Here is a 20,443-nt window from a genome sequence, read left to right as displayed (position 1 = left end):
GTGGGAGGAACCATGGATCACTCGCGCGTGCCCGTGCTGGAGGCGCTGGAGGAGTTCCGCCGCCGCGGGGACATGGTCTTCGGCCCGCCCGGCCACAAGCAGGGCCGCGGCGTGGACCCGCGGGTCGCGGAGATCGTCGGGCTCGACGTGTTCCGCTCGGACGTGCTCTCCCTCAACGGCCTGGACGATCGCCGGCAGTCCCAGGGCGTGCTCGGCCAGGCACAGGAATTGATGGCCGACGCCGTCGGCGCCGAGCAGGCGTTCTTCTCCACCTGCGGCAGCTCCCTGTCCATCAAGACCGCGATGCTCGCCGTGGCCGGTCCCGGCGAGAAGCTGCTGGTGTCGCGCAACGCGCACAAGTCAGTGATCTCCGGCGTCGTCGTCAATGGTGTCGAACCCATCTGGGTCCACCCCAAGTTCGATCGCGAACGGCACATCGCCCACCCGCCGGAGCCCGACGACGTACGCCGCCGCCTCCAGGAGCACCCGGACGCCAAGGGCATGCTGCTGATCACCCCCACCGACTGGGGAACCTGCGCCGACGTCCGGGGCGTGGCCCGGGTGTGCCACGAGTTCGACGTCCCCCTCATCCTCGACGAGGCCTGGGGCGCCCACCTGCCGTTCCACCCCGGACTGCCCGCCTGGGGCATGGACGCCGAGGCGGACCTGGTGGTCACCAGCGTCCACAAGATGGGCGGGGCGATCGAGCAGAGCTCCGTCTTCCACCTCCAGTACGACCGGGTCTCGCCGGAGGCACTCAAGCAGCGGGAGGACCTGCTCGGCACCACCAGCGCCTCGTCCCTGGTGTACTTGGCCCTGGACGGCTGGCGGCGCCAGATGGTCGAACACGGCCACGACCTCCTGGAGACCGCGCTGCGCCGCGCGGAACGGATCCGGCTCGCGGCCGGGGACATGCCAGGCCTGCGGCCCATGGGGCAGGAGATCGTGGACGAGGGGCTCGCCGCCGAGTTCGACCCCCTGAAGATCGTGATCGACGTGCGCGAGCTCGGGATCAGCGGCATGCAGGCCGCCGAGTGGCTGCGCGCCGAGCTGCACGTGGACGTGGGCGGCTCCGACACCTGCCGGATCAGCGCGTCGATCACGCACGCCGACGACGACGAGACGGAGAAGACGCTGCTGGACGCCCTGCGGGCCCTCACGGAGGGCGCCGAGTCCATCGAACCCAGGCCGCCGGTACGCCTGCCCGAGCCCTCGGCCCTGGAACTGGAGCAGGCCATGCTGCCGCGCGAGGCGTTCTTCGCCGAGGTCGATCACGTCCCCGCCGAGCGTGCGGCGGGCCGTGTCTCCGCGGAGATGATCAGCCCGTACCCGCCGGGTGTGCCGGTGATCGCCCCCGGTGAGGTCATCACCGACGAGGTCCTCGACTACCTGCGCAGCGGCGTCGAGCACGGCGTCCTGATCCCGGACGCCGCCGACCCCTCCGTCAAGACCTTGCGGGTGGTGGCGCGGCGCTGAGGAGGTCCTTGCCGGCGATCGCGGTCAGCGACAGCGTCCGGTACCCCATGGACTCGAACAGCACGGTGACGCGGTCGCCCTCCTCGCTCATCACCGTGCCCTCGCCCCACTCCGTGTGCCGCACGCGCGTGCCTGCCGCGTAGGGGGCGGCCGCCGGTGACGAGGGCTCCTCGCTCGTGCCGCCCACCCCGTCGACGACACTGCCCTCGGACTCGGACTCGGACTCGTGGGTGGCGCACATGTCGCAGGTCCCGCACGGGGCGTCGTACGGCTCACCGAAGTAGCCGAGCAGGAAGCGGCGTCGGCAGCCGGTGGTCTCGGCGTATCCCAGCATCATGGCCAGCCTCGACTGCTCCAGCCGTCTGCGTGACTCCGCCTCCTCGGCCGCACGCGCGGCGGCTTTCTCGGCCGTCGTCCCGGCGACGGCGCGCACCCGCCCGTCGTCGTCGGTGTGCACGGTCCCCGCCTGTTCCAGGAGGTTGACGGCCGCCGTCACGCGTCGCCGCGTGAGCCCCGTGTCCTTCGCGATGTCGTCCGGCGCGGCGGCGTCGCGCTCGTGAATGCGCTCCGCAACCGCGCTGAGGGTGTCCTCGTCCGGGGCGCGGGTGGCGAACAGGCGCTGGAGGCCGCTGTCCTCCGTCCGGTAGTGGAGGACGGCGACCGCGGGCCCGCCGTCCCGGCCCGCCCGTCCGATCTCCTGGTAGTAGGCGTCGAGCGAGCCGGGCACGGACGCGTGCAGTACGAACCGTACGTCCTCCTTGTCGATGCCCATGCCGAAGGCGGAGGTCGCGACCACGACGTCGGTCTCGCCGGCCAGGAAGGCGTCGTGCACCCGGGAGCGCTCACCGGCCGTCAGCCCGGCGTGGTAGGCCGCCGCCGACAGGCCCAGCGCGGCGAGATCGTCCGCGTACGCCTCGGCGTCCCGGCGGGTGGCGGTGTAGACGAGGCCCGGCTTGGGCTCCCCGGCGGCCCGCTCCACGACCACCCGGCGCTTGTCCGTGTCGTCCAGGAAGCGGTGCACCTCCAGCGCGATGTTCGGGCGGTCGAAGCCGGCCACGACCAGCGCCGGGTCCGCCATGCAGAGCCGCTCCACGATCTCCTCGCGCACCGGTGGGGCGGCCGTGGCGGTCAGGGCGAGCACCGGGGGCCTGCCCACCCGCTGCACCGCCTGGGCCAGCCGCAGGTAGTCGGGCCGGAAGTCGTGGCCCCAGGCGGTGACGCACTGCGCCTCGTCGACGACGAACAGCGAGGGCGCGACCTCGGCCAGGCGCTCGACCACCTCGTCCTTGGCGAGCTGCTCGGGGGAGAGGAACAGGAACTCGGCGGCACCGTGCCGCACCGCCTCCCAGGCGGCCTCCACCTCACCGGCCGCCTGCGCGGAGTTGACCGCGACGGCCTCCGGGGCACCGTCATGGCTGAGCAGGCCGGCGATCTGGTCCCGCTGGAGCGCGATGAGCGGGGAGACCACGACCGTGGGCCCCGAAAGCAGCAGTCCCGGCACCTGGTACACGGCCGACTTCCCGGCACCCGTGGGCATGACGGCCAGCGTGTCCCGGCCCCGCATGACCGCTTCCATCGCGGCAAGCTGCCCCGGCCGCAGTTCGCTCCAGCCGAACACCTCGGCGGCGGTCCGCACCAGCCGCTGCGAGCCGCCGGAACTCTTCCTGTCGGCCATGCGGCCACCCTTCACGGTCGGGGATCGGTGCGGTGCCGTTTCGGGCGGGCGTCGCCCCCACAGGCGACGTGCGGGAACCTTGACGCGTGGCATGACGTCTCCCCGCCGGTTCGGAGCAACCGCGTTCCCCGTATGCGCGGACACAAGCCCCGGCGCCGGCCGTGCCTCAGGCCACGCGGATGCCCACGATGCAGGTGTCGTCGTCCGTGTCGGACCTGCTGTGGGTGAGCAGCCGGTCCAACTGCTGGTCCAGCGTGGGCGGAACCGCGCGCGCGACCGTCAGGAACTGCGCCAGGGACTCCTCCACGGACCGGTCCCGGCGTTCGATCAGACCGTCCGTGTACATCAGCAGGGTGTCGTCGACGGCGAGCTGGACCTCGTGCTCCTGGTACGTGGCCTCCGGTACGGCGCCCAGCAGCAGCCCCGTGACCAGCGGCAGCGGTGCCGCCTCCGAGCCGCGCACCAGGACCGGCGGCAGATGCCCGGCCCGCGCCCAGCGCAGGGTGTGGGTCTCGGGGTCGTACAGGCCGCAGACCGCCGTCGCGGTGACGGCGCCGGTCAGATGGTGGGCCACCATGTTGAGCCAGGACAGCAGCTGGCCCGGCCCGGCGCCGGTCACGGCGAGCCCGCGCAGCGCGTTGCGCAGGACGACCATGCTGGTGGCCGCCTCGATGCCGTGCCCGGCGACATCGCCCACGCACAGCAGCACCAGCCGGGACGGCAGCACGACCGCGTCGTACCAGTCACCGCCGACCAGGTGCTGGGTCTCCGCGGGCCGGTAGCGCACCGCCACGTCCAGTCCCGGAACCTCCAGCGGCGCCTGCGTCGGCGGCATGATGGCGTGCTGCAACTGCAGGGTCAGCCGGTCGCGTTCGCTGGCCTGCTGCTCGGAGTGGGCGAGCTGGTCCCGGGTGGCGGCGAGGGCGACCTCGGTCCAGTGGTGGGCGGAGATGTCCTGATAGGCGCCGCGCAGCATGTAGAGCTGACCGGAAGAGTCCAGGACCGGCTCCGCCACGACCCGGATGTGGCGGGTGACCCCGTCCGGGCGTTGCAGCCGGAACGCGGTGGACGCGGGACGGCGCTGGTGGAGCACGGTGCGCAGGAACCGTCCGATGGCCACGGAGTCGTCCGGGTGGGCGTGCGCGGGCAGCTCCTCCAGCGGCACGGGGGAGTCGGAGACCGGCTTGCCGTAGAGGTGGAAGAGCTGGCCGTTCCAGGTGATCTCGCCGGTCAGCAGGTTCTCCTCGAAACCGCCGATGCGGCCCAGGCGCTGGGCGTGCTGGAGCAGGCTCGCCAGACGGGCCGTCTCGTCCTCGATGCGCCAGATCAGCAGGACGCTGCCGCCGTGCCGGCTGATGTTGATGTCGGCGACCGCCGCGAGCTGCACGTCGTCCACCAGGGCGGTGAGCCGCATGCGGGGGGCGCGGTAGGGCTCACCGGTGGCATAGACGCTTTCTATCCGTTCGAACAGCTCGCTCTGGCCCGCGGCCATCGGGTACGCCTCCAGCAGCATCGCCCCGTTCACCGCGCCCCGGGGCCGGCCGGCGGGGTCGAGGAAGCGGCTGTTGACGTGGTGGATGCGGAAGTCGACCAGACGTCCGTCGGAGCCCAGGTGCGGCACCAGCACCAGCGCCGGATCGTGGAGCCCGTCGGCCAGGTCCATCAGCTCGGAGACGTCCGGCAGCACGCGCGGGCCCGAGGCGCCCTCGGGGTGCTGGAGCGTGTACGTCTGCAGGGTGTGCGCGCACAGCTCGGCCAGCGCCTCGACCTGGCGGACGATCGCGGGGGGAGGGGACTCCAGCGGCGTGGGCCAGGCGATCTCCAGTACCCCGTGGATGCGTCCGCCCGCCTCGGCCGGTACGGCGACCCGGCCGCCGTCGGGGTGGGCGTGCTGGCCGATGGAGGGCAGGCCGGTCTCGGACAGGCTGCGGATCCATTCCCCCGACCGCTCGGTGAGCCCGCGGCGCGCCACGGTCGTCACCCCCGGCGGCACGTGGCGCCAGCGGCCGGCCTCGGCCGAGGAGAACCCGGCGCTGCCCGCCAACGTGAGGGATCCGTCGGCCCCCAGGGCCCAGATGGCCACCGCCTCCGCGCCCAGCGGTGTGAGCGCGTGCTCCAGCAGCGAGTCGGCGACGGCCTGGGTGTCGTCGGCGGCCAGCGCACCGCTCTCGGCGGTGCGCAGCCGTACGGCGGAGGAGTGCCCTTCGGGCGGATCGGCGCTGGCGGTGGCCGCGAGGAAGGCGCTGGTCACCTCCGACAGCCGGTCGCGCGAGGCCTGGTTGATCACCTCGACGGCGAACTCCAGAGGAGTCACGCCCGCCTGCGCGGTGAGCTCGGCGAGCTGCCGCGAGGCCTGCGCGGGACCGCAGCCCAGCCTTTCGACCAGGATGCCCTTGGCCAGTTCGATCAGGGCCCGCCCGTCCGCCTCGGCCTGCGCCGCCCGCACCTCCTGGCGCAGCCGCTCCACGGTCGCCGCCAGCCTTCCGACCGGAGACGACTGTCCGTCACCCTCGTCGCCGTTCACGGCACGCTGTTCGGGGACGGGGGCACTGTGTTGCTCGGACGGCTGGCGGAGATCACTCACGGTGGGCCTGTTCCTCGGCTGGGACGTCACACGGTCGGCTGGCGGGCTCGGCGTGCGCTCACCCCGGCAGCCACTGCCGGACCCGGGCGATCAGGTCGCCGGTGTCGACGGGCTTGGTGACGTAGTCGTTGGCCCCCGACGCGAGGCTCTTCTCCTGGTCGCCCGGCATGGCCTTCGCGGTGACCGCGATGATGGGCAGCTCCGCGTACTGCGGCATCGAACGGATCTCCGCGGTGGCGGCGTACCCGTCCATCTCCGGCATCATCACGTCCATCAGGACCAGCGAGATGTCCGGGTGGGCGAGCAGCATCTCGATGCCCTTGCGGCCGTTGTCGGCGTGCAGGACCTGGAAGCCGTGCAGCTCCAGCACTCCGCTGAGCGCGAAGAGGTTGCGCGCGTCGTCGTCGACCACGAGGACCGTACGGCCGAGGAAGGAGTCGTCCACCATCTGGGCGGCGGGGCGCTGCGGTTCCTCGGGGCGTACCAGCGACAGCACGTCTCCGGGCTGCTCGGCGGACAGGTGCAGGGTGATCCGCTCGCGCAGGTCGTCCAGGCTGGACAGGAAGTCCAGCGGCCGGTCGCCCGCCAGGGCCCGCAGGCCCTGCTCCTGGGCGAGGTCCACCCGGTGCCCGGTGTGGATCAGGACCGGAACGCTCGCCAGTGCCGAGTCGCCGCCCATGGCCGCCAGGAAGTCGGCGCCCTCGTCGTGCGGCATGCCCAGTTCGAGGACGACGCAGTGGCAGGGGTCGGCGGCCAGCGTGCTCGCCGCCTCCTGCGCGCCCACGGCCGTGATGATGTCGATCGCCCCGTGCGGATCGCCGGAGTCGTGCGCGAGGTCCGCGACGGCCCGCTCGGCGACCAGCGTGAGCAGACCGCGCGGGCGCTCCTCGATGACCAGCAGCCGGCGCCTGCGCTGCTCGGGGGCGGGCGGGGAGGCGATGAGCTGCCGGGGCTCGGCCGACGCCTCGGAGACGGAGTTGTCGTACGACGGTTCCGCCGGACGTCCGCCGCCCTCCATCAGTTCCTCGAAGTCGGCGCGCGCCACGGGCAGGTACAGCGTGAACGTGCTGCCCTGGCCGGGCACGCTGTCGACCGTGACCGCGCCGCCCAGCAGGTGGGCGATCTCCCGGGTGATGGACAGACCGAGCCCGGTGCCGCCGTACTTGCGGCTGGTCGTGCCGTCGGCCTGCTGGAACGCCCCGAAGATCGTCTCCAGTTGCTGCTGCGGGATGCCGATACCGGTGTCCTTGACGCGGAACGCCACCACGGGACCGCCCCGGTGCACGCCCGGCGGCACCTCCTGGTCGGCGGCCGGTTCGATCCGCAGCTCCACACCGCCCTGCTCGGTGAACTTCACCGCGTTCGACAGCAGGTTGCGCAGGATCTGCCGCAGCCGGGAGTCGTCGGTGAGCAGGTCCGCCGGGGTGCCGGCGGCCGTGGCCACGGTGAACTCCAGGCTCTTCTGGGTCGTCATCGGCCGGAACGTCGCCTCGACGTACTCCAGGAGCTGGCGCAGCGGGACCCGCTCGGGGGCCACGTCCATCTTGCCCGCCTCGACCTTGGACAGGTCGAGGATGTCGTTGATCAGCTGGAGCAGGTCCGAGCCCGCCGAGTGGATGATGCCCGCGTACTCGACCTGCTTCGGCGTGAGGTTGCGCGAGGGGTTCTGCGCCAGCAACTGGGCCAGGATCAGCAGGCTGTTGAGCGGGGTGCGCAGCTCGTGGCTCATGTTGGCCAGGAACTCCGACTTGTACTTGGAGGCCAGCGACAACTGCTGCGCGCGGGTCTCCAGTTCCTGCCGGGCCTGCTCGATCTGGAGGTTCTTGGCCTCGATGTCGCGGTTCTGCGAGGCGAGCAGGGAGGCCTTCTCCTCCAGCTCGGCGTTGGAGCGCTGGAGTTCGTCCTGCTGGACCTGCAACTCCTCGGAGCGGGCCTGGAGTTCGGCGGTCAGGCGCTGGGACTCGTCAAGGAGCTCGTCGGTGCGGACGTTGGCGACGATGGTGTTGAGGTTGACGCCGATGGTCGGCATCAGCTGGGCCAGGAAGTCCTGGTGGATCTGGGTGAAGCGGCTGACGGAGGCCAGCTCGATCACCCCGAGGACCTGCTCCTCGACCACGATCGGCAGCACCACCAGAGCGGCGGGCACGGCATGCCCGAGGCCCGAGGAGATGGTGACGTAGCCCTCCGGCAGCTCCTCCACGGTGACCATACGGCGGTTGCGCGCGGCCTGCCCGACCAGCGAGCGTCCGACCGGGATCCGGGTGGGCCGCTCGTCGTCGTCCGGGTAGCCGTACGAGCCCACCAGCCGCAGCTCGTGCCCGCGCTCGGTGTCCTCGGCCAGGTAGAAGGCGCCGAACTGCGCGGAGACCAGGGGGGTGAGCTCGTCCATGATGAGCTCGGCGACCACCGGCAGGTCACGGTGGCCCTGCATCAGGCTGGAGATGCGGGCCAGGTTGGTCTTGAGCCAGTCCTGCTCCTGGTTGGCCCGGGTGGTCTCGCGCAGGGACTCCACCATGGAGTTGATGTTGTCCTTGAGCTCGGCGACCTCACCGGAGGCCTCCACCCTGATCGACCGTGTCAGGTCGCCCTCGGCGACGGCGCTGGCGACCTCGGCGATCGCGCGGACCTGCCGGGTGAGGTTGCCGGCCAGTTCGTTGACGTTCTCCGTGAGCCGCTTCCAGGTGCCCTCGACGCCCTCCACCTCGGCCTGTCCGCCGAGCCGTCCCTCGCTGCCGACCTCGCGGGCGACCCGGGTGACCTCGGCGGCGAACGACGACAGCTGGTCGACCATCGTGTTGATCGTGGTCTTCAGCTCCAGGATCTCGCCCCGGGCGTCGACGTCGATCTTCTTCGACAGGTCACCGTTGGCCACCGCGGTCGTCACCAGGGCGATGTTGCGCACCTGCCCGGTGAGGTTGTTGGCCATCGAGTTGACGTTGTCGGTGAGGTCCTTCCAGGTGCCGGCCACGTTCGGCACCTGCGCCTGTCCGCCGAGGCGGCCCTCGGTGCCGACCTCGCGGGCCACGCGGGTGACCTCGTTGGCGAACGCGGACAGCGTGTCGACCATCGTGTTGATGACGTCCGCCAGGGCGGCGACCTCGCCCTTGGCCTCGACGGTGATCTTCTGCGAGAGGTCACCTCGGGCGACGGCGGTGGCGACCTGGGCGATCGAGCGGACCTGCCCGGTCAGGTTCGACGCCATCACGTTGACGTTGTCGGTCAGGTCCTTCCAGGTCCCGGACACGCCCCGCACGATCGCCTGGCCGCCGAGGTTGCCCTCGGTGCCGACTTCCCGGGCGACGCGGGTGACCTCGTCGGCGAAGGCGGAGAGCTGGTCGACCATCGTGTTGATGGTGTTCTTGAGTTCGAGGATCTCGCCGCGGGCGTCGACGGTGATCTTCTGGGAGAGGTCGCCCTGCGCCACCGCCGTCGCCACCTGGGCGATGTTGCGGACCTGTGCGGTGAGGTTGCCGCCCATGAAGTTCACGGAGTCGGTGAGGTCGCGCCAGGTGCCCTTGACACCCTTGACGTCGGCCTGACCGCCCAGCCGGCCCTCGGTGCCGACTTCTCGGGCGACGCGGGTGACCTCGTCGGCGAAGGCGGAGAGCTGGTCGACCATCGTGTTGATGGTGTTCTTGAGTTCGAGGATCTCGCCGCGGGCGTCGACGGTGATCTTCTGGGAGAGGTCGCCCTGCGCCACCGCCGTCGTCACCTGGGCGATGTTGCGGACCTGGGACGTGAGGTTTCCGGCCATGAAGTTGACCGAATCGGTGAGGTCGCGCCAGACGCCGCCCACGCCGGGCACCTGCGCCTGCCCGCCGAGACGGCCCTCGCTGCCGACCTCGCGGGCGACGCGGGTGACTTCGTCGGCGAAGGCGGACAGCTGGTCGACCATCGTGTTGACGGTCTCCTTCAGCTGAAGGATCTCCCCGCGCGCGGGCACGTCGATCTTCTGGGACAGGTCGCCCTTGGCCACCGCCGTCGCCACCTGGGCGATGTCACGGACCTGGGTGGTCAGGTTGCCCGCCATGGCGTTGACCGAGTCGGTCAGGTCCGCCCAGGTGCCGGAGACCCCCGGGACCTCCGCCTGGCCGCCCAGCGTGCCCTCGGTACCCACCTCGCGGGCCACCCGGGTGACCTCCGACGTGAACACGGACAGCTGGTCGACCATGCCGTTGAAGACCGTGGCGATGTCGCCCAGCAGCCCCTCGCCGTCGGACGGCAGCCGCGTGCCGAAGTCGCCGTCGCGCACGGCGGTCAGCCCGGCCAGCAACTGCCGTAGCTCCTGCTCGCCCGGAGCCTTCTCCGGGGCCTCCGTCGACGTGCTGGTCATGCGCACCCTCGTTCCGCTCCCCAAGAGTCCCCGCACCGAGGACTCGGAACCGTGCCGGGCTCGTCAAGGGCCCGCTCACCAGCGGCAATCCCGCACCCCACGGAGCTGCCCGATGAGAAATCCGTCGAAGATTAACCCAGGTGCGGAGCAGCGACAAAAGGCTGGTGGGAGCTTTGTGACAGGCCGAACAAAGAGCCAGGAAAGGTGGCATGAGGGGGGCGGCCCCGGGTACTCGTCTCGATTTTCACGCGTTCGGCCGCGTCGGCGCGAGGGCCTCCTCCAGGGTCGAGTGGAAGGGGACGACGGTGTCGAGGCCCACGAGCTGCAAGGTGCGCAGCACCGCGCCCCGCACCACCACCAGCCGCACCCATCCCCCCGCGGCCTCGGCGGCCTGGAAGGCTGCGATCAGGGCGTTGACACCGCTGGAGTCCATGAACGTGACCCGGCTCAGATCGATGACCACCCGGTGACCCGCGGAGGCGTCCACCGCGGCGAGGGCCCGCGTCAGACCGCCCACGCTCTGGTGGTCGATCTCTCCGTCGAGGCCGAGGACGGTGATGCCGTCGGCGTCGGTCCGGACCACGTCCAATCTGCCGTGACCCGCTGCTTCCCGGTTGTCTGTCACTTGCGTCCTCTGCGCACTCGATGGGGGACTTCACGTTCTTGGTGCCACCGTTGCCCAGGAAGGCCGGGTGCGATGCATGAGACCGCCCTCGAGTTCGTCGGCAGCACAAGAACAGCGCGGCACAGGAGTAAGGGACGGAACACGGGGTAGCCGCGCGCTCATGAACGGGGTACTGGAGATGGTCGGCAGGGTGCGGGTCCTGCCTGAGGAGTGTTCGCGGATGCCGGAAGCCGCACCTGCCGAGGTGACCGTGGCCCTGGACGGAGCGGACGGCTGTATCGCCGACGCGCGGGCCCAGACGTCGAAGTTCCTGGCGCGGGTGCAGGGGGAGTACGGGCTGCCGGTGTCGGCCCGTGCCATGGACCTGGGGCAGCTGGTGGTGAGCGAACTGGTCACCAACGCGCTGAAATACGCGCCCGGCCCGGTGCTGCTGCAGCTGCGCATCGCCGACGCCATGCTGGAGATCGACGTGTGGGACACCGATCCCACCCTTCCGCTGGCACGCGCCGCCGACGCGGGGCGGGTGGGCCAGCACGGTCTGGAGATCGTGATGGCGGTCGTCCAGGGCATCGAGGTGCGCCGGGAGCCCGTCGGCAAGCGCGTCACGGCCCGCCTCACGTTGTTCGACGATCCGATGTAGGGCCTTCCCGCAGCGGGTGGGCGAGCGGCCGTTCTCCCGGTCTACGGCGCGGCCGCCTGACGCCTGTCTCAGAGGGCCTTGTCGGGCCAGTCGAGCAGCCGGGCGCCGATCACCGCGGTCTGGAGCATGTAACGGTGGTTCGTGTCGGCCGGGTCCGCGCCGGTGAGCTGGTGGATGCGTTCGAGGCGGTAGGTGAACGCCCGCACGCTCAGCGAGAGCCGGCGGGCCGCTTCGGCGGCGACGCAGCCGGAGTCGAAATAGGCGACGAGGGTCTCCATCAGCACCCGGGGGCCGCCGCGCGCCGCGGTGAGCGGGCCGAGGGCGCTCGTCACCAGGTCGGCCATGGCCTGCCGGTCACGGGTGAGGACCGGGTAGACGAGCAGGTCGGCCGCGTACAGGACCGGCGCCTCCAGTTCCAGGCGGTCGGCGAGGCCGAGGGTGTTCAGGGCCTCCTCGTACGACTGCACCACCCCGCCCGGTCCGGGCTGGGGGCGGCCGATGGCGACCCGGCCGCCGTCCGTGGCCGCGTACGCCTGCTTGGCGAAGTAGGCCAGCACCTCGTCCTGGTCGCCCGGTGCGACGCACAGCAGACGGCCGTCCTTCGTGGTGAGCAGGATGCTGCGGTCGCCGAAGCGGGCGATCAGGGCCTGTTCGACCTGGCGGGGGACCGGGTCGGCCTCGTCGTAGGCGGCCGGGCCCTGGGCGACGGCGACCGCGTGCGCGTGCGAGAGACGCAGCCCGAAGCGTTCGGCGCGTTCGGCGAGGCGGCCCAGATCGCTGCGGCCGTGGAGGAGGTCGTCGATGAACTCCCGGCGCCTGGCCTCCTCCTGGCGGACGGCGAGCCGCTGGGCGCGCTCGTAGCCCTCGGCGAAGGCGTCGACGACCTGCTGCACGGCGGCGAGCACGCGGTCGGCCGAGGCGGGGGCGGCGGGCCAGGCGGCGCGGGTGGCGGCGAGGTGGGCGCCCACCAGGGAGCGCAGGCCGAATCCGGCGTCGGCGGCCCGTTCTCCGAGCACGCGGCGTGATTCGAGTTCGTCGCGGGTCAGCCGGCGGCCGGTGACGGAGACGTCGGCCAGGATCCGGGCGTACCCGTCGAGATAGTCCCCGGGTATCGCGTGCTCCGCCATGTCATCCCCCGTGTCCTGACGCCCTGCTGACGCCTTCTTGGCGGCAGTCTGGCATGGAGAACCCGGTGAAGACTGCCGGGATCCGGCAATGCGGAGCCGGAACGTGCGGGGGCAGGATGTCCGCGGGGGAGCACACAGGATGATCCCGGTGCCGGATCCCGGCAGTTTTCCGGCACCGGGACCCGGCCCCCGCCGTGGCCGCCGCGGACGGCGGACGGAGCCGGTGACGAGACGGACGGGGAGGGGTGAGGGCGTGCGGACCTTTTTCGAGGTCGCCTCGGGATTTCCGACCATCCTGTTCACGGCCGCCCTGGTCGTGGTCGTGTGCTTCTGGCTGCTCGTCGCCGTCGGCGCGGCGGACCACCACGGCTTCGACACGGACGCCCACGTCGACGCCTGGGGGATGGGCGGCGTACCCGTCACGGTCGTCTTCTCGCTGTTGACGGCGTTCGGCTGGTTCACCAGCCTCTCCGCCACCGTCCTGCTGGATCCGCTCACCGCCCCGGGCCTGCCCCGCGCCCTGGTCCGGCTCGCCGTCCTGGTCGTGGCGCTGCTGGTCGCATGGGGCGTCACCCGGGTGCTCGTACGGCCGCTGCACCGCCTCCTGCGCGACGAACCCGGCCCGTCCCGGCAGGACTTCGTCGGACTGACCTGCACGATCCGCACCGGCCGGGTGGACGCGCGCTTCGGCCAGGCCGAGGTCACCGCGCCGGACGGCTCCACGGCCGTGGTCCAGGTCCGTCAGAGCGGCGGCGAAGACCTCACGAGCGGCAGCACGGGGCTGCTCTACGCCTACGACGAGGCCGGCGAGTTCTTCTGGGTCGCCTGCTACGACAGCGCGCTCGACCCGGGTGGCCACGCCGGCTGACCGCAGCACCACACCTTGCCGCACCTCACCTTCCGTATGTCTCAAGGACGTATCCCATGGATGCCATTTCCCTGGGCATCGGCGTGCTCGTCGCCGTTGTCCTCCTCATCGCGGTCACCCTGCTCCTGGTGGTCAGCCGGCTGTTCCGCAAGGTCGAGCAGGGCCGGGCCCTGATCATCTCCAAGACGAAGAAGGTGGACGTCACCTTCACCGGCGCGGTCGTGCTGCCCGTCCTGCACAAGGCCGAGTACATGGACATCTCGGTGAAGACCATCGAGATCCGGCGCACCGGCCGCGAGGGCCTGATCTGCCAGGACAACATCCGCGCCGACATCCACATCAGCTTCTTCGTCCGGGTCAACAAGACCGTCGAGGACGTCATCAAGGTCGCCCAGGCGATCGGCACCCAGACCGCCAGCGACCCCGCGGCCATCCAGAACTTCTTCGCCGCGAAGTTCTCCGAGGCCCTCAAGACGGTCGGCAAGCAGCTCGACTTCGTCGACCTGTACACCAAGCGGGAGGAGTTCCGCGACCGGATCATCCAGGTCATCGGCACCGACCTGAACGGCTACCACCTCGACGACGCGGCGATCGACTTCCTCGAGCAGACGCCGATGACCCAGCTCGACAGCCAGAACATCCTGGACGCCCAGGGCATCCGGAAGATCACCGAGCTGACGACGGTCGAGCACGTGCGCACCAACGAGTTCCAGCGCACCGAGGAGAAGGAGATCACCCGCCAGGACGTCGACGCCCGGGAGACCATCCTGGAACTGCAGCGCCGGCAGGCCGAGGCGGAGATCAGGCAGCGGCGCGAGGTCGAGACACTGCGCGCCAAGGAGGAGGCCGCGACCGCCAAGGTGCAGGAGGAGGAACGGCTCGGCGCGCAGGGCGCGTTCATCCGCACCGAGGAGCAGCTCGGCGTCCAGCGCGAGAACCAGGCCCGCGAGATCGCCGTCGCCCAGAAGAACCGCGAGCGGGTCATCGCCGTGGAGAACGAGCGGATCGAGAAGGACCGGCAACTGGAGGTCATCGGGCGGGAGCGGGAGACCCAGCTGACCCGGATCGCGGCCGAGAAGGAGGTCGAGGCCGAGAAGCGGGAGATCGCCGAGGTCGTCCGGGAGCGGGTGGCGGTGGACCGTACGGTCGCCGAGCAGGAGGAGTCCATCAAGAAGCTGCGGGCCGTGGAGGAGGCGGAACGGGAGCGGCAGGCCGTCGTCATCGCCGCCGAGGCCCAGGCGCAGGAGAAGCTGGTCAAGGACATCAAGGCCGCGGAGGCCGCCGAACAGGCCGCCACCCACCGCGCGGCCGAGGAACTCACCCTGGCGGACGCCCGGTTGAAGTGCGCCGACCTCGACGCGCGGGCCAAACTGCGCCTCGCCGAAGGCGTCCAGGCAGAGGTGGCCGCAGAGGGCCTCGCCGCCGTTCAGGTCCGCGGCAAGGAGGCCGAGGTCACCGAGAAGGCCGGCCGCGCCGAGGCCGCCGCCACCGAGGCCCGGATGCGCGCGGAGGCGGAGGGCGCACGCGAGAAGGCCCTCGCCGAGGCCACCGGCATCGGCGAGAAGCTCAAGGCGGAGGCGGCGGGCCTGACCGAGAAGGCCGCGGCGATGGCGGCCCTCGACGACGCCTCCCGCGGACACGAGGAGTACCGGCTGCGGCTGCAGGCGGAGAAGGAGATCCGGCTGGCCGGGCTCGACGTCCAGCGGCAGGTCGCCGAGGCGCAGGCGACCGTACTGGCGACCGGCCTGGAGAACGCCGACATCGACATCGTCGGCGGGGACTCCGTCTTCTTCGACCGGCTCGTCTCCTCCATCGCGCTCGGCAAGGGCGTGGACGGCTTCATCGAGCACTCCCGGACCGCGCAGGCGCTGTCCCGGCCCTGGCTGGACGGCACATCGAGCTTCACGGACGACCTCAGCCGCGTCCTCGGCTCGGTGTCGACGGCCGACGTGCAGAACGTGACCGTCTCCGCGCTGCTGATGAAGCTGATGAACGCCGGCGGAACCAACTCCGGGCAGTACCGGCAACTGCTCGACAAGGCAGACGAGTTGGGCCTTGCGGACGCATCGCTTGCCGCTCTCGACGGCAGCGCCGCCAGGGCCTGACCCGTCCACCCGTCCGGAGCCGCCGCACAGGGGACGGCGGCTCCGGACGCGTCTCCGACTTCCTGGAAGGGATGCCATGACCACCGGCCCGGACACCGGTAAGCACGACCGCCACGAGGGTGTCGACGCCGGTGCCTACGAGGTGCTGCGCGACCGGCTCGCCGCGCAGGCCGCGGAGCTCGGCCGCCGAGCCGAGGCGCTCAACGCCCGCCGCGGCGAGGAGTTCGGCTCGACACGTCTGGAGCTGACCGGCACCGAACGCCTGCGCACCGAGCACAGTGCGGTACCCCGGGACATCGTCGCCCTCGGTGACGTCCTCCTCTTCGGCCACAACGCCCCCCTCGGCTCCACACGGGAGGCGACGGCCGGCGACGTGTTCGCCCTGTACGACCGCGACCTCGCCCGGCTGCCCGAGGACGCGGTCCCGGGACTGCTCGACGACCCCGCTTTCGTACGGGAGTTCACGGCCCTGTACCGCTACTACCGCCAGGCCCGTCTGCTGCGCCTCCGGCACGTCGGCGGCAGACTGCTGGCCGTCTTCCGGACCGGCGAGACCACGGACGACATCCGCGTCCTGCGCTGGACGGTCTCCGACGACGGACGCCAGGCCGCCTTCCTCGACGCCCGGGGTGAGCGCGACCACGTCCTGCCGCCCTCCCACGACTTCGAGTGGACCGCGGCGACCCGTGAGGACCAGGTCCTCGGCCGCCACCCGCACGTGTCGATCACCGGCGAGGTCTTCGTCGCCACGGTCGGCGGCTTCCTCACGGTCAAGGCCGAGGACGACACCGAGACCGGGGAGGGGCTCTACGCCGAGCCGGTCGACGAGCCGCTCCAGTCGCTGGCCGACGCGGACATCGCCCATGCGCGCGTGGGCGCCCTGATCCTGCTGCGGATCCTCCCCTACAAGGAGGACACCCACCGTCACCTGGTCTTCAACACCCTCACCAAGACCGTCGTACGCCTGGACGGCATCGGACAGGCGTGCCGCCGGCTGCCCGACGGCCAGGGCATCGTCTTCCCCGGCGGCTACTGCCTGGCGACCGGCGCGCACAAGACCTTCGACGGCATCGGCACCAGCGACCTGGAGTACGAGCAGGTCACCCGCTCGCCCAACGGGGAGGACGTCCTCTTCGCGTTCCGCGCGCAGACGGAAGGCCGCAGCCTGCTCCTGCCGTACAACATGATCCGTAAGGAGATCGCCACCCCGCTGTCCTGCCGGGGCTGGGCGCTCTTCGAGGACGGCACGCTCATGGCGCTGCGCGGGACCCCCGGGGGAAGCTCCGCCGAGCCGGCCCGCGTCCACCCGCTTCAGGTGTGGCGCTCGCCGTACGTCTCGGACACCCGCGCCGCCGCCCGCGGAACCGGCACCGGCCCGCTCGCCCGCGTCGGCAACGCCGACCTCGTGCGCGGCATCTCCGACTGTCTGTCGATCACGGCCGCCGTGGCCGAGACGACGACCCCGACGACCAAGGTGTACGAGGCGCTGGCCGCCGCCTGTGTCCGGGCGACGGACGCGTACCACTGGCTGGCCGACCCCGAACTCGGAGACCTGAACGGGCCGTTGGAGCAGGTGCGGGGCACGGCCGAGCAGGTGCTGACCGAATTCGGGACCGTCCAGACCCTCACCCGCCAGGCCGCCGACGCGCTGGACGCGGCCGCCGTGCGGATCGCGGCCGTCGTACGCCGGCTGCGCGGCGAGGCCCCGCGCGAGGCCGCCGCCTGGGTCGCCGGGCTGAGCGAACTCCGCCGCGCCCAGGGCCATCTGCTGACGCTCAAGGAGATGCGGTACGCGGACACCGCCCGTATCGACGAGCTGGCGGCGCGGACCGCTCAGGACCTGACCTCGTTCGGCCGGCGTGCGGTCACCTTCCTGGCCCGTGAGGACGCCTTCGCGGCCCAGCACCGACAGGTCGAACAACTCGTCGCGGATGCCGGGGAGGTCGCCACGGTCGCCGAGTGCGCCCCCGTGGCGGCCCGCGTCGACGAGCTGGCGGACGGACTGCGCACGGTCACCGAGGTCGTCGCCGCACTCGACGTCGGGGACGCCACGGTGCGTACCTCGGTCCTGGAGCGCATCGCCGAGGTACTGGGCGCGACCAACCGCGTCCGCGCCACGCTCGACGGCCGTCGCCGCACACTTCTCGACCGGGAGGGGCGGGCGGAGTTCGCCGCCGAGGTGGCGCTGCTGGGCCAGGCGGTCACGGGCGCGCTGGCGGTGACGGACACCCCGGTGGCCTGCGACGACCAACTGGCGCTGCTCCTGGTGCGGTTGGAGAACCTGGAATCCCGCTTCACGGACTTCGACGACTTCCTGGACCAGCTTGCGGACAAGCGCACCGAGGTCCAGGAGGCGTTCGCCGCCCGCAAGCAGAACCTCGCCGACGCCCGCGCCCGCCGCGCGGAACGGCTCGCCGCCTCCGCGGGGCGGGTCCTGGAGACCGTCGCCCGCCGTTCGGCCCAGGCCGCCGACACCGAGGCGGTCGCCACGTACTTCGCGTCGGACCCGATGGTGTCCAGACTCCGCAGCATCGTCGGCGACCTGCGCGAACTCGGTGACCAGGCAAGGGCGGAGGAGCTGGAGGGCAGACTGAAGGCCGCTCGACAGGAGGCGTCCCGCGCCCTGCGCGACCGCACCGACCTGTACGGCGACAACGGCCGCACCCTCCGCCTGGGCCGCCACCGATTCGCGGTGCACACCCAGCCCCCCGACCTCACTCTGGTCCCGCACGGCGACACCCTCGCCTTCGCACTCACCGGCACCGACTACCGCGCACCGGTCACCGACCCCGCCTTCGCGGCCACCCGCCCGTACTGGGACCGCACGCTGCCGTCCGAGTCACCGGAGGTCTACCGGGCCGAACACCTGGCCGCCCGCCTGCTGGAGGAACACGGCCCGGCAGTTCTCGCCGAGTCGGACCTGCCCGAACTCGTGCGCCGGGCGGCCGAGGAGGCGTACGACGAGGGTTACGAGCGTGGCGTGCACGACCACGACACCACCGCGATCCTCACGGCGCTGCTGCGCCTTGAGCAGGGCGCAGGTCCGCTGCGGCACGAGCCCTCCGCCCGCGCCGCAGCCCAGCTCTTCTGGGCCCACGAGCTGTCCCCCGAGGCCCGCGCGGTCCTCGCCCGCCGCGCGGTGTCACTCGCCCGCGCCCGCGACACCTTCGGCCTCACCCCCGCGATCGCCGACTTCCGGACCGAGCTCGCGGCACACGTGGGTGAGGCGGCCGCCCGGTACCTCTTCGAGGAACTGACCACAGGCCCCGACGGCTTCGTCGTCACCGCGGCCACCCGCACGCTCCTCGACAAGTTCCGCCGCACGGTCGGCACGCCGGCCTACGACGACGATCTCGCCGCCGTCCAGGACCTGGACGCGCGCCGCCAGCTGGCCGAGGCGTGGCTGTCCTCGTACGCCGCCTCCACCGGCACCCCCGGTGACCTGGACGAAGCGGTCGCCGTGGAGCTCTGCCCCGGCCTGCCGCGCTACGACAGTGACGCGCCGCTGACCGGGACGGTCGAGGGCCTGCTGGGCACGCACCCGCGCATCACCGACGGGCGCCTGACGCTGCGGATCGATGAATTCCTGTCCCGTACACGGAGGTTCGGGCAGCAGGACGCCCCCGCCTTCCGCGCCTACCAGCGCCGGCGCAGCACGCTCGCCGCCGCCGAACGCTCCCGACTGCGCCTGGACGAGCACCGCCCGCGGGTGATGTCCGCGTTCGTCCGCAACCGCCTCATCGACGAGGTGTACCTGCCGCTGATCGGCGACAACCTCGCCAAGCAGCTCGGCACGACCGGTGCGGACAAGCGCACCGACACCGGCGGCCTGCTCCTGCTCATCTCCCCGCCCGGCTACGGCAAGACGACCCTCGTGGAGTACGTCGCCGACCGGCTCGGCCTCCTCCTGGTCAAGGTCAGCGGCCCCGCGCTCGGTTCCGCGGTCACCTCGCTGGATCCTGCCGAGGCCCCGAACGCCACTGCCCGCCAGGAGGTCGAGAAGATCAACTTCGCGCTGGCAGCGGGCAACAACGCTCTCCTGTACCTGGACGACATCCAGCACACCTCACCGGAACTGCTGCAGAGGTTCATCCCGCTGTGCGACGCCACGCGCCGCGTCGAGGGCGTGTGGGACGGCGAGCCGCGCACCTACGACCTGCGCGGCAAGCGCTTCGCCGTCTGCATGGCGGGCAACCCCTACACCGAGTCCGGCGGCCGGTTCCGCCTGCCCGACATGCTGGCCAACCGCGCCGACGTCTGGAACCTCGGCGACGTCCTGACCGGCAAGGAGGACGCCTTCGCCCTCAGCTTCGTCGAGAACGCGCTCACGGCGAACCCGGTCCTGGCCCCGCTGGCCGGCCGCGAACGCACCGACCTGGACCTGCTGCTCCGGCTCGCCGCGGGTGACCCGGCGGCCCACGCCGACCGGCTCACCCACCCCTACCCGTCCGCCGAGCTGGAGCGGATCCTCGCTGTCCTGCGCCACCTGGTCACGGCCCGCGACACAGTGCTCGCCGTGAACGCGGCGTACCTCGCCTCCGCGGCCCAGGCGGACGCCACCCGCACCGAGCCGCCCTTCCGGCTCCAGGGCTCCTACCGCAACCTGAACAAGATCGCCCAACGGATCCAGCCCGTCATGAACGACGCCGAGCTCGCCGCCGTCATCGACGACCACTACACGGCCGAGGCCCAGACCCTGACGTCGGGCGCGGAGGCGTGCCTGCTCAAGCTCGCCGAACTGCGCGGCACCCTCACGCCCGAACAGGGCACCCGCTGGGCCGAGTTGAAAGCCGCTCACGTCCGCGCCCAGACCCTCGGCGGCCCGGACGCCGACCCCCTCGTACGGGCCGTCGCCGCGCTCGGCCTCCTCGCCGAGCGAGTCGCCGCGGTGGAGTCCGCGATCATGCGCGCCGCCGATCCGGGACACGCCTCCGCCCGACCCACGGAACGGAGTGAGGTGCGACCGGTCGAACGGTGACCACCACGCACGACCGCGCAGGGCGCTCCGGT

General features: G+C 71.8%; 10 protein-coding genes. 5 read left to right on the top strand and 5 right to left on the bottom strand.

Going from position 1 to position 20,443, the window contains the following annotated elements; genetic code table 11:
* Positions 1-12 precede the first annotated feature (12 nt).
* Positions 13-1,476, top strand: a complete 1,464-nt coding sequence (locus ACFYZ8_RS06950) for an aminotransferase class I/II-fold pyridoxal phosphate-dependent enzyme (RefSeq protein WP_388531645.1) — start codon at positions 13-15, stop codon at positions 1,474-1,476.
* Here the strand turns inward: ACFYZ8_RS06950 and ACFYZ8_RS06945 are convergent.
* From ACFYZ8_RS06945 to ACFYZ8_RS06930, 4 genes are all read right to left on the bottom strand, one after another.
* Complete coding sequence (locus ACFYZ8_RS06945) at positions 1,445-3,151, bottom strand: RecQ family ATP-dependent DNA helicase (RefSeq protein WP_388531647.1); 1,707 nt, start codon at positions 3,149-3,151, stop codon at positions 1,445-1,447. The two genes, ACFYZ8_RS06950 and ACFYZ8_RS06945, sit on opposite strands and share 32 nt — an antisense overlap.
* 166 nt (positions 3,152-3,317) lie before the next feature.
* The gene (locus ACFYZ8_RS06940; RefSeq protein ID WP_388531648.1) at positions 3,318-5,735 is read right to left on the bottom strand and encodes a SpoIIE family protein phosphatase; all 2,418 of its coding nucleotides are present in this window, start codon (positions 5,733-5,735) and stop codon (positions 3,318-3,320) included.
* Positions 5,736-5,793: 58 nt separating this feature from the next.
* Complete coding sequence (locus tag ACFYZ8_RS06935; RefSeq protein WP_389049759.1) at positions 5,794-10,068, bottom strand: HAMP domain-containing protein; 4,275 nt, start codon at positions 10,066-10,068, stop codon at positions 5,794-5,796.
* Positions 10,069-10,312: 244 nt separating this feature from the next.
* The gene (locus tag ACFYZ8_RS06930) at positions 10,313-10,693 is read right to left on the bottom strand and encodes an STAS domain-containing protein (RefSeq protein WP_388531652.1); all 381 of its coding nucleotides are present in this window, start codon (positions 10,691-10,693) and stop codon (positions 10,313-10,315) included.
* A gap of 160 nt (positions 10,694-10,853) precedes the next feature.
* Here ACFYZ8_RS06930 and ACFYZ8_RS06925 point away from each other — a divergent pair, with 160 nt between their 5' ends.
* Positions 10,854-11,333 carry an ATP-binding protein gene (locus tag ACFYZ8_RS06925; RefSeq protein ID WP_359034705.1) on the top strand — a complete coding sequence of 160 codons (480 nt, stop codon included), beginning with the start codon at positions 10,854-10,856 and terminating at the stop codon, positions 11,331-11,333.
* Positions 11,334-11,401: 68 nt separating this feature from the next.
* Here the strand turns inward: ACFYZ8_RS06925 and ACFYZ8_RS06920 are convergent, their stop codons facing one another.
* Positions 11,402-12,460, bottom strand: a complete 1,059-nt coding sequence (locus ACFYZ8_RS06920; protein ID WP_388531656.1) for a PucR family transcriptional regulator — start codon at positions 12,458-12,460, stop codon at positions 11,402-11,404.
* A 253-nt stretch (positions 12,461-12,713) separates the two neighbouring features.
* Here ACFYZ8_RS06920 and ACFYZ8_RS06915 point away from each other — a divergent pair, with 253 nt between their 5' ends.
* The 3 genes from ACFYZ8_RS06915 to ACFYZ8_RS06905 all read left to right on the top strand — a co-directional run bounded on the left by ACFYZ8_RS06915 (position 12,714) and on the right by ACFYZ8_RS06905 (position 20,411).
* On the top strand, positions 12,714-13,328 hold the full coding sequence (locus ACFYZ8_RS06915; RefSeq protein WP_388531657.1) for a hypothetical protein: 615 nt from the start codon (positions 12,714-12,716) through the stop codon (positions 13,326-13,328).
* A 56-nt stretch (positions 13,329-13,384) separates the two neighbouring features.
* Complete coding sequence (locus ACFYZ8_RS06910; RefSeq protein ID WP_388531659.1) at positions 13,385-15,433, top strand: flotillin family protein; 2,049 nt, start codon at positions 13,385-13,387, stop codon at positions 15,431-15,433.
* Positions 15,434-15,509: 76 nt separating this feature from the next.
* The gene (locus ACFYZ8_RS06905) at positions 15,510-20,411 is read left to right on the top strand and encodes a DNA repair ATPase (protein WP_388531661.1); all 4,902 of its coding nucleotides are present in this window, start codon (positions 15,510-15,512) and stop codon (positions 20,409-20,411) included.
* The last annotated feature ends 32 nt before the right edge of the window (positions 20,412-20,443 follow it).

The organism is Streptomyces sp. NPDC001668 (assembly GCF_042893155.1).
In the GTDB taxonomy this organism is placed as follows: domain Bacteria; phylum Actinomycetota; class Actinomycetes; order Streptomycetales; family Streptomycetaceae; genus Streptomyces.
Note: the sequence above shows the minus strand (reverse complement) of the source record. Positions and strands in the feature narration are given on the sequence as shown.

Bases quoted from the DNA above. Each gene is read 5' to 3' on its own strand.
- ACFYZ8_RS06950 (WP_388531645.1), top strand. From the start codon at position 13: ATGGATCACTCGCGCGTGCCCGTGCTGGAGGCGCTGGAGGAGTTCCGC.
- ACFYZ8_RS06945 (WP_388531647.1), bottom strand. From the start codon at position 3,151: ATGGCCGACAGGAAGAGTTCCGGCGGCTCGCAGCGGCTGGTGCGGACC.
- ACFYZ8_RS06935 (WP_389049759.1), bottom strand. From the start codon at position 10,068: ATGACCAGCACGTCGACGGAGGCCCCGGAGAAGGCTCCGGGCGAGCAG.
- ACFYZ8_RS06925 (WP_359034705.1), top strand. From the start codon at position 10,854: ATGAACGGGGTACTGGAGATGGTCGGCAGGGTGCGGGTCCTGCCTGAG.
- ACFYZ8_RS06920 (WP_388531656.1), bottom strand. From the start codon at position 12,460: ATGGCGGAGCACGCGATACCCGGGGACTATCTCGACGGGTACGCCCGG.
- ACFYZ8_RS06910 (WP_388531659.1), top strand. From the start codon at position 13,385: ATGGATGCCATTTCCCTGGGCATCGGCGTGCTCGTCGCCGTTGTCCTC.
- ACFYZ8_RS06905 (WP_388531661.1), top strand. From the start codon at position 15,510: ATGACCACCGGCCCGGACACCGGTAAGCACGACCGCCACGAGGGTGTC.